Consider the following 12,648-nt stretch of genomic DNA (forward strand, 5'->3'; position numbering starts at 1 on the left):
AGGTGGCTGCCCCGCCCGTCATCGCCGTCGTCGGTCCTACCGGCTCCGGCAAGTCCGACCTTGCCGTCAACCTTGCCCTGGAACTGGACGGTGAGGTCATCAATGCCGACGCCATGCAGTTCTACCGCGGAATGGACATCGGCACCGCCAAGATCAGCCCGGCCGAACGCAGGGGGATCCCGCACCATCTGCTCGACATCCTGGACGTGACCCAGGAGGCGAGCGTCTCGGACTTCCAGCAGCAGGCCCGCGAAACCATCGGTGCCATCCATGCGCGCGGCAAGCGGGCCATCCTGGTGGGCGGTTCAGGGCTCTACGTGCGCGCCGCACTGGACGTCCTCGAGTTCCCGGGCACGGATCCCCGGCTGCGCGCCCGGCTGGAGGCGGAGCACGCCGAACGCGGAACCGCCGCGCTGCTGGAGAGGCTCCGGGCCGTGGACCCGGTATCCGCGGAAAGGGTTTCCGACGCTCGCCGCATCATCAGGGCCCTGGAGGTGCACGAACTCACCGGCCGGCCCTTCAGTTCCTTCATGCCCCGGCGGGAGTACTATCAGGCGGCAACCCAGGTGGGCCTTGCCGTGGACCGGGAGGTACTCCGGGAGCGGTTGGGAGCGCGCGTGCACCGGATGGTTGATGCCGGCCTGCTGGACGAGGTCCGGCGGCTCGACGCCCGGGGCCTGCGCCAGGGCAAGACAGCTTCGCGCGCACTTGGCTATTCACAGTTCCTGCGGGTCGCGGACGGACTGTCATCCGTTGCTGACGCTGCGGAGGAAACCATCATCGCCACCCGGCAATTCGCCAGACGCCAACTGACCTGGTTCCGCGCCGACCCCCGCATCACCTGGCTGGACTGGCAGGACCAGGACCTGCCCGGAAAAGCGGCACAGCTGTGCGCCTAGGGCATGCGCCGGTTTCGGCCGCCGGAGCATCCGCCGCTACGCTTGGGACCATGAATGCTACCCCCGCAGAAACTCCCGGATCCGCCCTGCACGCGTTGAGCGGGCTCCGCTTTTCCAAGGGGCACGGCACCGGCAACGATTTTGTCCTGGTAGCCGATCCGGAAGGGACGCACGCTATCGGCGCAGACCAGGCCGCCGCGCTCTGCGACCGGCACCGTGGGATCGGCGCGGACGGCCTGATCCGGGCCGTGCCGTCCCGCTTCCTGCCGGAGGGCCGCGAACTGCTCAGCGACGTTCCCGGCGCCGAATGGTTCATGGACTACCGCAACGCTGACGGATCGCTGTCCGAAATGTGCGGCAATGGTGTCAGGGTCTTCGTCCACTTCCTCCGCACGGAGGGCCTGATCGACCTGCCCGACGGCGGCTCGCTCACCATCGGCACCCGCGGCGGGGTCAAAACCGTGGTCCGTACCGGGGACGGTTACGCTGTGGACATGGGGCCCTGGGAGTTCGTCTTCCCCGGCGAAGCCAGTGCCAAAGCCATGGACTCGCTGGTCACGGCCGAAGGGCTGGAAGTTGCCCGGCCCGCGCTGTCGGTCAGCATGGGCAACCCGCACACCGTGGTGGCCCTGGCTGAACTGTCCGAACTCGCGGGCACCCGGCTTTTCACCGCGCCAAAAGTCGATCCGGTACCCGCCAACGGAACCAACGTGGAGTTCGTGGTTCCGGCCGAGCCGCTGGTCCACGAGGGCGTTGGTTCGGTGACCATGCGCGTGCACGAGCGCGGGGTGGGGGAGACCCAGTCCTGCGGAACCGGTGCCTGCGCTGCCGCCGTCGCCATCCGCCATTGGGCCGGTGCGGAAGCCCCCGACGCCTGGCGGGTCCACGTTCCCGGGGGAGTGGTGGGTGTAAAGTTCTTCGCCGGCCCGGGCGGCCACGAGCATGTGGAACTCAGCGGCCCGGCCGTCATTGTGGCTAGCGGGACGCTTTCATAACTTTCAGGATCCGGAAGGACTTGGACGTCGACTCCCGGGTTACCGTGAAGGAGTCGTCAAGCTCGGTGGCCAGCCAACGCTGAAGCGAGTCCGACCCCAGGTTCTTCTGCACTACCAGCCACGCCGTGCCGCCGTCGGCCAGCCTGGGAAGCCACAGCTTGAGCAGGGCGTGCAGCTCATCCTTGCCGATCCTGATGGGCGGATTGGACCAGATGGTGTCGAAGCGGAGGCCCGGGTCCACGGCCTGGGGGGTGCTGGCGGCCACGTTGGACAATCCCAGCGCAGCCGCATTGTCATTCGTCAGTGCGATGCAGCGTTCGTTGACGTCCACGGCGTAGACTTTCGACCCCGGCGCACGCAGTGCCATGGTGAGGGCGATCGGACCCCAGCCGCACCCGATATCCAGCAGGTTGCCCTGGGGAGCCGGGTCCGGAACCTCGGCCAGGAGGACGGCCGTCCCCTTGTCAATTCCGTCCGGGCTGAAGATGCCCGTGGAGGTCTGGAGCCTGCGTGTCTCACCGGCCAGGTCGACGGTTAGCGGCTTTCGGGTGAAGGGGCCGGCGGGGGACGTGCTGAAATAGTGTGCGGACTCCATAACTGGCCAGAGTAGTTCCCCTTGCAGCGTAAAGGGAAACCGCGCAGGAGGCGCTCTGCTACGCTGAAAGGCATGTTCCTGATCTTCGAGTAGCCGGCACGGGCCACGCCCGTCCCGCAGCCTGTCCTCCAGCGACAGACCGTCCCCTCAGCGACGCAGGTTTCCACGCCTTCCGCTTGTGCACCGGCCAGGCCACCCCGTCTGCCCGGCCGCCGGACAATACTCGAAAGCCAGCATCCCGCTGCATTTCCCGCCATTCTCCGGCCTTTTCCAGCCCTGCCGCCAGCGTCCGGCGGCATCCCCGCGCCGGCATCGCAGCCGGCAGCAGATCAAACAGGAGAACTGCATGACCGCAGGCCGTCAGCCCAGCGCGAATACATTCCAACTTCCAACCAATCGGCACTATTCTGGAAGTGCCGAATCTTCAAAGGAGACCATGACCAGCCAGCCCAACACCGGTTCCGATCCAGCCGCCCAGGACATGAGTCCGCAGGAAATCCAGGCTGTTATCGACCGGATCCTCGCCAAGGACGTACCGGCCAAAAACGTCAGCACGCCCCGCGGTGAAGGCAGCGGCAATGGAAAAGCGGTGTTCGGAAGGGCGCAGGCAATTTCCAGCCTTGACGAAGAACATTCAACGTACGACGGCGACCAGCAGGACCTCGAGGAACGCCGTGCCCTGCGCCGCAGGGCGGGCCTTTCCACCGAACTTGAGGACGTCACCGAAGTCGAGTACCGGCAGCTTCGCCTGGAGCGGGTTGTCCTGGCCGGACTTTGGTCCGAGGGAACCCTTGCGGACGCCGAGAACTCGCTGCGTGAGCTTGCAGCCCTCGCCGAAACTGCCGGCTCCGAGGTCCTCGACGGGCTGGTGCAGCGCCGTGACAAGCCGGATCCCGGAACGTTTTTGGGTTCGGGCAAGGCGCAGGAGCTCAGGGACATCGTCATGGCAACGGGTGCGGACACGGTGGTGGTCGATGCCGAACTGGCCCCTTCCCAACGGCGCGCCCTTGAGGACATCGTCAAGGTCAAGGTCATCGACCGGACTGGCCTGATCCTGGATATTTTCGCCCAGCATGCCAAGAGCCGTGAGGGCAAGGCCCAGGTGGAGCTGGCGCAGCTGGAGTATTTGCTTCCCCGCCTGCGTGGCTGGGGTGAGTCGATGTCCCGGCAGGCCGGTGGCCAGGTGGGCGGCGCCGCCGCCGGCATGGGCTCCCGTGGTCCCGGTGAGACCAAGATTGAACTGGACCGCCGCCGGATCCGCACCCGCATGGCAAAGCTGCGGCGTGAAATTGCCGCGATGAAGCCTGCCCGTGAGACCAAGCGGGCCAACCGCCGTCGCAATGAGGTGCCTTCCGTTGCCATCGCCGGGTACACCAACGCCGGCAAATCCTCCCTGCTCAACCGGCTTACGGACGCTGGGGTCCTCGTGGAGAACGCCCTGTTCGCAACGCTGGATCCCACCGTCCGAAAGGCGGAGACTCCCGACGGCCTGGGCTACACCCTGGCCGACACCGTGGGATTCGTCCGTTCCCTGCCCACCCAGCTGGTGGAGGCCTTCCGCTCCACCCTCGAGGAGGTGGCGGACGCGGACCTGATCCTGCACGTGGTGGACGTTTCGCACCCTGATCCCGAGGGGCAGATCGCAGCGGTCCGTAAGGTCTTCAGTGAAGTTGACGCCCGCAAGGTCCCGGAGATCATCGTCCTGAACAAGGCCGACGCCGCCGATCCCTTTGTCGTTGAGCGGCTGAAGCAGCGCGAACAGCGGCACGTGGTGGTCTCGGCCCGCACGGGTGAGGGGATCCCCGAACTGCTGAAGCTCATCAGCGAATCGATTCCCCGGCCGTCCGTCCAGATGGACCTCCTCATCCCGTACGACCGCGGAGACCTGATCAGCAAGCTCCACGAGTCCGACGCCGAGATTCTGAGCGTGGACCATGTCGAGGCAGGTACCAGGACTGCGGTGAAGGTCCGGGAGGGCCTGGCGTCCGAACTGGAACCATTCGCCGTCAATGACTGAGCCCGCGGCGGGCGAAGCGGCGGCACAGACGCCCGGCGAGCAGTTCGTCATCGAACTGCTCGACCGGGCAGTCGCCGGCATGGGCGGACAGAGCCGCGCCGGACAACATGAGATGGCGCGGCAGGTGGCCCGGGCCATCGAAACGGGCGACCATCTGCTGGTCCAGGCCGGCACCGGCACCGGCAAGTCGCTGGCCTACCTGGTGCCGCTCATCGCCCACGCCCTGCAAAGCAACAAGCCGGCGCTGGTGTCCACGGCCACGCTGGCACTGCAGACGCAGATTGTGGGCAGGGACCTGCCGCGGCTGTTGAAGAACATCACGCCGGCGCTGGAGCGGCCCGTGAAGGTTGCCTTGGTCAAAGGGCGGTCCAACTACGTTTGCCGCCACAAGCTCGAAGGTGGTTTCCCCTCCGAGGAGCCGTCGGAAGGGCAGCTCTTCTCACTGGGTGAGGACACCAGCGTTCCGCACTTCGCCGCTGCCGTTGGCGGCCCGTCGTCGCAGCTCGGCAAGGAAGTGGTGCGGCTCCGCGAGTGGGCAGAGAAGACAACCACCGGCGACCGGGACGAGCTCCTGCCTGGTGTGACCGACCGGGCCTGGCGCCAGGTCTCCGTGACGTCCATGGAATGCCTGGGCGCCCAGAAATGTCCCCTGGCCGCAGAGTGTTTCAGTGAACTGGCACGGCAGGACGCGGCCGAGGCGGACGTTGTGGTGACCAACCATGCCATGCTTGCCGTCAGCGCTTTCGAGGGACTCGCGGTCCTGCCTGAATACGACGTCGTGGTGGTTGACGAAGCGCACGAACTGCAGGACCGGGTGACCGGCGCAGTCTCAGGGCAGCTTTCGGTCGCCATGGTCCACGCTGCCGCGGCCGGCGCCCGGAAGCACACTGCCATCACCGTTGACGCCTTGAACGCCGCCGCCGCCAATCTTGAGCTGGCACTCGCCGGGGCGCCAAGCGGCTTGCTGCCTAATGGCCTGAACGACGAGCAGCTTGACTGCGTGGATCAGTTGCGCGAGGCGTGCCGGGCCGCACTGTCCGATTCCAAGGGGGACAGCAACACCACAGCCGACGGCGGCCGGCAGCTCGCGCGGTCCCGCCTCATGCTTATTTTGGAACTGTGCGAGCGGCTCATCGCCGCCAGGGAAAACCGGGAAGTGGTCTGGTTTTCCCGCGTCAGCACATTCGATCCCGGACAGGGATACTCGCCGCCGGACGAGAACGCGCCGGTGCTGGTCAACATTGCGCCGTTGTCCGTAGCCGGAAGGTTGCGGGAGGGGCTCTTTGCGGGGCACACCGTGGTGCTGACGTCCGCTACCCTCGCGATCGGCTCGGCCTTCGAACCTGCAGCGGGGGGACTGGGCCTCCTGGGCGACGGGGCGCCCAGCTGGACGGGGGTGGACGTTGGGTCGCCCTTCGACTATCCCAAACAGGGCATCCTCTACGTGGCCGGCCACCTGCCCAAACCAGGGCGCGGAGTGTCTCCGGAGGCGCTGGAGGAACTGGAAGCGCTCATCAAGGCATCGGGCGGGGGCGCCTTGTGCCTCTTCTCCTCCCGCCGGGCGGCTGAAGAAGCAGCCGATGCCCTGCGGCCGCGGCTGGACATGACGGTCCTGTGCCAGGGCGAGTCGACCATGACCGCCCTGGTCAAGCAGTTCGCCGATGAACCCGACACGTGCCTTTTCGGGACCATGTCCCTGTGGCAGGGAGTGGACGTGCCCGGAGGCTCCTGCCGGCTTGTGGTAATCGATCGAATTCCGTTTCCGCGGCCGGATGATCCGCTCATGACGGCACGGTCGCGGGCCGTGGCACAGGCCGGCGGGAACGGATTCATGTCTGTGTCGGCCACACATGCCGCGATCCGGCTGGCGCAGGGGGCCGGCCGGCTGATCCGGTCAACGGGAGATAAAGGCGTGGTGGCCGTGCTGGACTCGCGGCTGGCCACCGAGCGCTATGCCGGTTTCCTCCGGGGCGCCCTGCCGCCGTTCTGGGCAACTACCGACCGGAGCAAGGCGCTGGCGGCGCTCAGCCGGCTGGGTGCCGACGCGTCGAGGTAACTGCGAAAGCCCGGAGACGGGCTCCGCAGTGCCCGCTGGAGCGTCGCCGGGACAGCCAGGTCCCCGGACATTCAGAGGGAGCGCAGGACAGAGACAACCTTGCCCATGATGGTGGCGTGGTCGCCCAGGATGGGTTCGTACTGGGTGTTCTGGGGGAGCAGCCACGTGTGGCCGTCGCGCTGCCGGAACGTCTTGACGGTTGCTTCGTCGTCGAGCAGCGCAGCAACGATGTCGCCATTGGCAGCGTCCGCCTGCCGACGGACCACCACCCAGTCACCGTCGCAAATGGCCGCGTCCACCATTGAGTCACCAGCCACCCTCAGCATGAAGAGTTCACCCTGGCCAACCAGTTGGCGGGGAAGGGGCATGACGTCTTCAACGAGCTGTTCCGCCAGGATCGGTCCACCGGCAGCAATCCGGCCCACCAGCGGAACCATCGCCGTATCGAGTGCGGTGGGCAGTGCAGCCACGGTGGCGCCACTCGAGGCAGCCTGCGGCGCGGGGGACGTGCCGCCCGCTTTGCCGCCGCCGTCCAGGGTGAGGGGCATCAGTACTTCCATGGCACGCGGCCGCTTGGGGTCGCGCCGGAGATAACCCAACTTCTCCAGTTGCGAGAGCTGGTGGGTCACGCTCGACAGGCTTGCCAATCCAACGGTGTCCCCGATCTCCCGCATGGAGGGGGGATACCCGTTCTCGTTCACTGAGCGCTGGATGGTTTCAAGGATCTTCTTCTGCCGGGGTGTCAGTCCCTTGGCGGTCCTCTTGGATTGCGGGGCGGTCCTGCCCCCGGCGGCTGCTGCTGCCATATTCGCCGTTGCCTTTCGCTTGCCGCCGGTTCTTCCGCTTTTGCTGTGCTGCAGCGCTGCCCGGAAGGACTCCCGCTGTCATTGTCAGACCCTGCTGTTCAACTTCAGTGGTGGTTGTTCTTTGGTTCAAAACTAGGCCAGCCACACTGCTTTTTCAAACATTTGTTCTAGCGAGTCTCGACATTGTTCGTTGATAAGTGCTAAAACTGAATCAAGCAAAGTTCGAATATGTGTTCTAACCAAGGCGCCAGTTATTCGAAGACGTGGCCGGAAAAGTTTCCGGCCGTCCCCGGATACCAGGCGTCGGGAGAACACCCGGGCAGCACGGCAGGTCCAGGAGGGCTCAGTTCATGTCAGCTATATCTCTTCACCAGGTTTCACTCCCGTCAGCACCCCTGCGGCTAACCCGCCGCGGCCGGATTGTCCTAATTGGCGTCCCGCTTGTTCTTCTTGCGGTGCTATTGCTGTCCCTGGCCGGCGTCTTCCATTCGCCCGCCAAGGCCTCCGATTCGGCCTCGGACCTGGCGGTCACGCCCACGCTCACCGTGACCGTGCAGCCGGGACAGTCCCTGTGGGCCATTGCCAGTGCGGTAGCGCCGGACCGGGACGCAAGGGACGTCGTGGCGGACATTGTCCAGCTCAACAACCTCAGGGCTGGGTCCGTTCTGCCTGGCCAGCAGCTGTTCGTCCCCACCCGTTGAGAATCCGCCTGTTTCGGGCGTGGTCTGCCCGGGACGAGTGGCCCGCCGCGGAGGGCGGAGACCCGTCACATTTTCCGGTCGTTGCCGAGGCAACTAAACTGTTCAGGTGAACGACCAGCTAGAACGTCTGAACCGGCTTCCCCTCCGCAGCAACCTTCGGGGCCTCACCCCTTACGGCGCGCCCCAACTGGACGTCCCCATCCTCCTGAACGTCAATGAGAACACCCATGGTGTTCCGGCTGACGTTCGGGCCGCCATCAGCGCCGCCGTCACGGAGGCCGCTGCAGGGCTCAACCGCTACCCGGACCGCGAGTTCACCAAGCTTCGGAAGGCTCTGGCGGAATACCTCGGACACGGCCTGGATGAATCCAACGTGTGGGCAGCCAATGGCTCCAACGAAGTGCTTCAGCAAATCCTCCAGGCGTTTGGCGGTCCGGGCCGGACCGCGCTGGGCTTCCCGCCCACGTACTCCATGTACCCCCTGCTCGCGAGCGGCACCGACACCCAGTACATCACCGGCGAACGCGGCGAGGGCTACGATCTCAGCGCAGAGTCAGCTGCCCGCCAGGTCCGGGAGCTGCAGCCGAACATCGTCTTCCTTTGCTCGCCTAACAACCCCACCGGCACCGGACTGGGGCTGGACGTTGTGGAAGCCGTCTACGACGCCGGCACGGACAGCCAGGCCATCGTCATCGTGGATGAGGCCTACCACGAGTTTGCCCACGACGGAACGCCCAGCGCCCTGACTCTGTTGCCGGGCAGGGAGCGGCTGATCGTATCCCGCACCATGAGCAAGGCCTTCGCCCTGGCCGGAGCGCGGCTTGGCTACATGGCCGCTGCGCCCGAGGTCACCGACGCCCTGCGGCTGGTACGCCTCCCGTACCACCTCTCTGCCATCACCCAGGCCACCGCGCTTGCCGCCCTGGAACACCGCGAAGCCCTGATGGCGGACGTACAGGACATCAAGGCCCAACGGGACCGGATCGTTGCCGAACTGACCAGGATGGGGCTCACGCCGGCTGCGTCCGACTCGAACTACGTGTTCTTCGGCGGCCTGGAGAATCCCCACCAGGTATGGCAGGAACTGCTGGATGCCGGAGTGCTGATCCGGGATGTTGGCATCCCCGGGCACCTGAGGGTCACTGCAGGTACTGAGGCGGAAACCACAGCCTTCCTTACCTCCCTGGAACGCATCCTTGCGGGCCGGGCCGCGCTTCGCGCCTAGACTTGATACTGCGGCGCTGGGCGCCCTGAACCACTTCTTCTCCCACTAAGGATCCTTCACCATGAGTCCAACCGGATCGAATACGGCCGCGGCCCGGACCGCCCGCATGGAGCGAGCCACCAGTGAGTCCTCCGTGCTCGTGGAGATCAACCTCGATGGAACCGGCGTATCGGACATCGACACCTCGGTGCCGTTTTACGACCACATGCTCACAGCCCTCTGCAAACACTCCCTGATCGACATGACGGTCAAGGCCACCGGCGACATCCACATAGATGTCCACCACACAGTGGAGGATGTGGCCATCACCTTCGGCGAGGTCCTGCGGACTGCCTTGGGCAACAAGGCTGGAATCCGCCGGTTCGGCGAGGCCACCGTGCCCCTGGACGAGGCCCTCGCGAACGCGGTGGTGGACGTCTCCGGGCGGCCCTACCTTGTCCACGGCGGCGAGCCCGCCGGCCAGGAGTACCACCTGATCGGCGGCCACTTCACGGGGTCACTGACCCGCCACGTCTTCGAAGCCATCACGCTGCACGCCGGCATCTGCCTGCACATGAACGTGCTGGCCGGCCGGGACCCGCACCACATCGTCGAGGCACAGTTCAAAGCCTTCGCGCGGGCCCTCCGCGCCGCCATCGAGCCCGATCCCCGCGTCGAGGGCATCCCCTCCACCAAGGGCGCGCTGTGAGCGGGCAGGTCCTCAAGGACGGGGCCATCATCGACCCCAAGGCGTCGCAAAAGCTGCCTTCCCCCGAGGGCAAGCCCACGGTCACGGTGCTGGATTACGGTTCGGGGAACGTCAGGTCAGCAGTGCGCGCCCTGGAACGGGCCGGCGCTGAAGTGATCCTGAGCGCCAAGCCGGAGGACGTCCTGAACGCGGACGGCCTGGTGGTTCCCGGCGTTGGCGCCTTCGAGACCGTGATGCGCGAGCTCAAGGCCGTGGATGGCATCCGGCTCATTGGCAGGCGTGTTGCAGGGGGACGTCCTGTCCTGGGCATTTGCGTTGGCCTGCAGGTCCTTTTCGAAGCCGGAGTGGAACACGGGACCGAAGCCGAGGGCATCGGCGAGTGGCCCGGCAAGGTGGAGGCCCTTCCCGCGGAAGTGGTTCCGCACATGGGCTGGAACACCGTCAAGGTTCCCGAGGGCTCCAAGCTCTTTGCCGGCGTCGAAAACGAGCGGTTCTATTTCGTGCACTCGTATGGCGTGCAGGAATGGAACTTCGACGTCATCCAGCCGCGGATGGCACCGCCCCTGGTCACCTGGTCCGAGCATGGCGCCCCTTTCATCGCCGCAGTCGAGAACGGCCCGCTGTGCGCCACGCAGTTCCACCCGGAAAAGTCCGGCGATGCCGGCGCACGCCTGCTCCGCAACTGGGTGGAAGGCCTGCGCAGGCCGGCCGGCACAGGGCCGGATTCCGGTGCAGCGTCAACCGACGCCGGCGGCGTCGCCTAGATGTGGTCCGTACTCCTGATGGGCCTCGCGGGTATCCTGATCGGCGGCGGGATCTCGTTCCGGCAGCAACGCAAGCCCCTGTGGACGCAGGTTGTGTTTTACGTCCTGGCAGCCATGTCGCTTCTCGCCGCCTACCTGCTGACACTGCCTGCCAGCTGACCGCCCCGTCGGCACGCCGGCCCTTGCCCGAACTGAAGAACCTACACCGAGGATGAGTATGACCACCGCACACGACCTGCCGGTCCTTGAACTTCTGCCAGCCGTCGACGTCGTCAACGGGCAGGCCGTCCGGCTGGTCCAGGGCGAGGCGGGCAGCGAGACCAGCTATGGCACGCCCCTTGAAGCTGCCCTCAACTGGCAGCAGCAGGGCGCCGAGTGGGTCCACCTGGTGGACCTGGACGCCGCTTTTGGCCGCGGTTCCAACGCGGACCTGCTGCGCGAGGTGGTGGCCCGGCTGGACATCAAAGTGGAGCTCTCCGGCGGCCTTCGCGATGACGAGACCCTGGAAGCAGCCCTCGACCTGGGCGTGGCCCGGGTCAACCTGGGAACCGCCGCGCTGGAGAACCCCGAGTGGACGGCGCGGGCCATCGACCGCTTCGGTGACAAGATCGCCGTCGGCCTCGACGTCCGCGGGACCACCCTCGCCGGGCGCGGCTGGACCAAGGAAGGCGGCGACCTGTGGGACGTCCTGGGCCGTCTTGAGGAGGCGGGCTGCGCCCGGTACGTGGTCACCGACGTGACCAAGGACGGTACCCTCCAGGGGCCGAATGTTGAACTCCTGCGCCAGATGGTAGAAAAGACCGGCAAGCCCGTCGTGGCATCCGGCGGTATCTCCAGCCTGGACGACCTCAAGGTTCTCCGCTCGCTGGTGCCCCTGGGAGTGGAGGGGGCCATCGTGGGCAAGGCCCTCTACGCCGGCGCTTTCACCCTGCCCGAAGCCCTCGACGTCGCCGGCCGCCGCTAGGCGCGGGGAAGCAGCCCGGCGATGCCCAGCTCCGAAGAACCGGTAAGCCCTCCGGCCCGCCGCCTGCCCGGTCATATAGCGGCGGCGCTGGCCGGCGCAGGCGGTGCCACGGATTCCGCGGGCCAGCCGTGGGCCGGCCGCAGCCTCGCCGGGGCTGACGCGAAGATCCACAACTTCGAGGACGACGACGGAACGGCCGACGCCGGGTACGTCGCCGCAGTTGCCGCGCTCCGTCAGGGGCAGGGCGACGAGGCGGGCGTCGTTGCCGCACTGGCCACGGCACGCGTCTTCATCCCCATCGTGGCCCAACTCGCCGAAGAGGCGGAAACGGACCACGGGTTGCACGGGGACAAACAGGCGGACATGGCGCTGGTGACGCTGAAGGCCGCCGATGGCAGGACCGCGCTGCCAGCGTTCACTTCTGCGGCCGCTCTGGCCGCGTGGCATCCGGAGGCCCGGCCGGTGGCGGTCTATGCCGCCCGGGCTGCGCTCTCGGCAGTCGCCGAAGGCGCCGAACTCCTGGTCCTCGACCCGGGTGCCGAGGTGACGTTCGTGGTGCGCCGGCCCGGCGTCTGGGCACTTGCCAAGCAGCACGGCTGGACCCCCTCCTACAGCGACCCCGAGCTGGCAGCCGAGATGGGGAACGCAGCCACCGGCTTCGCAGCCGTCCGGGGCGTTGAGCTGTTGCCCGGCAGGGGAGTGGCATCCAGGGCCGCCGACGGCTCCATAGTCCCTGGAGGTGGTACCGGGCCTGAACTGCAGGTGGTGCTGTACCTTGAGGACGGGCTGGACGCGGCCGGTGTCCAGGAACTGGTAGCCGGCCTGCAGACGGAGTGGTCCCGGAATGTATTGTTTGGGGAGCGCGTCGATTCCCTGGAAATCAAACTGAGGCGCGCTCCCGACTAGCCGCCAGCAGGACGGGTGATCCCCGCCAGGGC

At 66.8% G+C, this 12,648-nt stretch carries 13 protein-coding genes; 11 read left to right on the plus strand and 2 right to left on the minus strand.

Annotation, left to right across the window (positions count from 1 at the left end; all coding sequences use genetic code 11):
• Nucleotides 1-2: 2 nt before the first annotated feature.
• Both miaA and dapF read left to right on the plus strand, forming a co-directional pair.
• Entirely contained in the window at nucleotides 3-899 is an 897-nt protein-coding gene (gene miaA, locus VXJ37_RS13585) for a tRNA (adenosine(37)-N6)-dimethylallyltransferase MiaA (RefSeq protein WP_331323547.1), read from the plus strand.
• A gap of 50 nt (nucleotides 900-949) precedes the next feature.
• Nucleotides 950-1,894 (plus strand): diaminopimelate epimerase, encoded by a 945-nt coding sequence (dapF, locus tag VXJ37_RS13590; protein WP_331323548.1) that lies wholly within the window; start codon nucleotides 950-952, stop codon nucleotides 1,892-1,894.
• Here the strand turns inward: dapF and VXJ37_RS13595 are convergent.
• Nucleotides 1,875-2,489, minus strand: a complete 615-nt coding sequence (locus VXJ37_RS13595; RefSeq protein WP_331323549.1) for a class I SAM-dependent methyltransferase — start codon at nucleotides 2,487-2,489, stop codon at nucleotides 1,875-1,877. The two genes, dapF and VXJ37_RS13595, sit on opposite strands and share 20 nt — an antisense overlap.
• A 436-nt stretch (nucleotides 2,490-2,925) precedes the next feature.
• Between VXJ37_RS13595 and hflX the strand changes: the two genes are divergently transcribed.
• Together hflX and VXJ37_RS13605 are read left to right on the plus strand one after the other, a co-directional pair.
• Nucleotides 2,926-4,506, plus strand: coding sequence for a GTPase HflX (gene hflX, locus VXJ37_RS13600; protein WP_331323550.1), 1,581 nt, complete (start codon nucleotides 2,926-2,928; stop codon nucleotides 4,504-4,506).
• The gene (locus VXJ37_RS13605; protein ID WP_331323551.1) at nucleotides 4,499-6,562 is read left to right on the plus strand and encodes an ATP-dependent DNA helicase; all 2,064 of its coding nucleotides are present in this window, start codon (nucleotides 4,499-4,501) and stop codon (nucleotides 6,560-6,562) included. The genes hflX and VXJ37_RS13605 overlap by 8 nt, the downstream gene beginning before the upstream one ends.
• Before the next feature lie 71 nt (nucleotides 6,563-6,633).
• On the opposite strand, the gene lexA is transcribed toward VXJ37_RS13605, so the two are convergent.
• Nucleotides 6,634-7,368: a transcriptional repressor LexA gene (gene lexA / locus VXJ37_RS13610; RefSeq protein ID WP_331323552.1), complete on the minus strand. Its 735-nt coding sequence runs from the start codon at nucleotides 7,366-7,368 to the stop codon at nucleotides 6,634-6,636.
• A gap of 350 nt (nucleotides 7,369-7,718) precedes the next feature.
• On the opposite strand from lexA, the gene VXJ37_RS13615 reads away from it, so the two are divergent.
• The 7 genes from VXJ37_RS13615 (at nucleotide 7,719) to VXJ37_RS13645 (ending at nucleotide 12,616) form a co-directional block, all read left to right on the plus strand.
• Nucleotides 7,719-8,069 carry a LysM peptidoglycan-binding domain-containing protein gene (locus VXJ37_RS13615; protein ID WP_331323553.1) on the plus strand — a complete coding sequence of 117 codons (351 nt, stop codon included), beginning with the start codon at nucleotides 7,719-7,721 and terminating at the stop codon, nucleotides 8,067-8,069.
• A gap of 106 nt (nucleotides 8,070-8,175) precedes the next feature.
• Nucleotides 8,176-9,294, plus strand: a complete 1,119-nt coding sequence (locus VXJ37_RS13620) for a histidinol-phosphate transaminase (RefSeq protein ID WP_331323555.1) — start codon at nucleotides 8,176-8,178, stop codon at nucleotides 9,292-9,294.
• Nucleotides 9,295-9,355: 61 nt separating this feature from the next.
• Nucleotides 9,356-9,982: an imidazoleglycerol-phosphate dehydratase HisB gene (gene hisB / locus VXJ37_RS13625; RefSeq protein ID WP_331323557.1), complete on the plus strand. Its 627-nt coding sequence runs from the start codon at nucleotides 9,356-9,358 to the stop codon at nucleotides 9,980-9,982.
• Nucleotides 9,979-10,746, plus strand: coding sequence for an imidazole glycerol phosphate synthase subunit HisH (gene hisH / locus VXJ37_RS13630; protein ID WP_331323558.1), 768 nt, complete (start codon nucleotides 9,979-9,981; stop codon nucleotides 10,744-10,746). Before hisB ends, hisH begins: the two co-directional genes overlap by 4 nt.
• On the plus strand, nucleotides 10,747-10,905 hold the full coding sequence (locus VXJ37_RS13635) for a hypothetical protein (RefSeq protein ID WP_331323559.1): 159 nt from the start codon (nucleotides 10,747-10,749) through the stop codon (nucleotides 10,903-10,905). It begins immediately after the preceding gene.
• Nucleotides 10,906-10,963: 58 nt separating this feature from the next.
• Nucleotides 10,964-11,710 carry a bifunctional 1-(5-phosphoribosyl)-5-((5-phosphoribosylamino)methylideneamino)imidazole-4-carboxamide isomerase/phosphoribosylanthranilate isomerase PriA gene (gene priA, locus VXJ37_RS13640; RefSeq protein ID WP_331323561.1) on the plus strand — a complete coding sequence of 249 codons (747 nt, stop codon included), beginning with the start codon at nucleotides 10,964-10,966 and terminating at the stop codon, nucleotides 11,708-11,710.
• Nucleotides 11,711-11,731: 21 nt separating this feature from the next.
• On the plus strand, nucleotides 11,732-12,616 hold the full coding sequence (locus VXJ37_RS13645) for an SseB family protein (protein ID WP_331323562.1): 885 nt from the start codon (nucleotides 11,732-11,734) through the stop codon (nucleotides 12,614-12,616).
• Nucleotides 12,617-12,648: the final 32 nt, after the last annotated feature.

It is taken from the genome of Pseudarthrobacter phenanthrenivorans, from assembly GCF_036455295.1.
Taxonomy (GTDB): domain Bacteria; phylum Actinomycetota; class Actinomycetes; order Actinomycetales; family Micrococcaceae; genus Arthrobacter; species Arthrobacter phenanthrenivorans_C.

Excerpts from the sequence above, each read along its gene's own strand:
- VXJ37_RS13615 (WP_331323553.1), top strand. The coding sequence starts at position 7,719 with ATGTCAGCTATATCTCTTCACCAGGTTTCACTCCCGTCAGCACCCCTG.
- priA (WP_331323561.1), top strand. The coding sequence starts at position 10,964 with ATGACCACCGCACACGACCTGCCGGTCCTTGAACTTCTGCCAGCCGTC.
- hisB (WP_331323557.1), top strand. The coding sequence starts at position 9,356 with ATGAGTCCAACCGGATCGAATACGGCCGCGGCCCGGACCGCCCGCATG.
- lexA (WP_331323552.1), bottom strand. The coding sequence starts at position 7,368 with ATGGCAGCAGCAGCCGCCGGGGGCAGGACCGCCCCGCAATCCAAGAGG.
- VXJ37_RS13595 (WP_331323549.1), bottom strand. The coding sequence starts at position 2,489 with ATGGAGTCCGCACACTATTTCAGCACGTCCCCCGCCGGCCCCTTCACC.
- VXJ37_RS13645 (WP_331323562.1), top strand. The coding sequence starts at position 11,732 with ATGCCCAGCTCCGAAGAACCGGTAAGCCCTCCGGCCCGCCGCCTGCCC.
- hflX (WP_331323550.1), top strand. The coding sequence starts at position 2,926 with ATGACCAGCCAGCCCAACACCGGTTCCGATCCAGCCGCCCAGGACATG.
- VXJ37_RS13605 (WP_331323551.1), top strand. The coding sequence starts at position 4,499 with ATGACTGAGCCCGCGGCGGGCGAAGCGGCGGCACAGACGCCCGGCGAG.
- VXJ37_RS13635 (WP_331323559.1), top strand. The coding sequence starts at position 10,747 with ATGTGGTCCGTACTCCTGATGGGCCTCGCGGGTATCCTGATCGGCGGC.
- dapF (WP_331323548.1), top strand. The coding sequence starts at position 950 with ATGAATGCTACCCCCGCAGAAACTCCCGGATCCGCCCTGCACGCGTTG.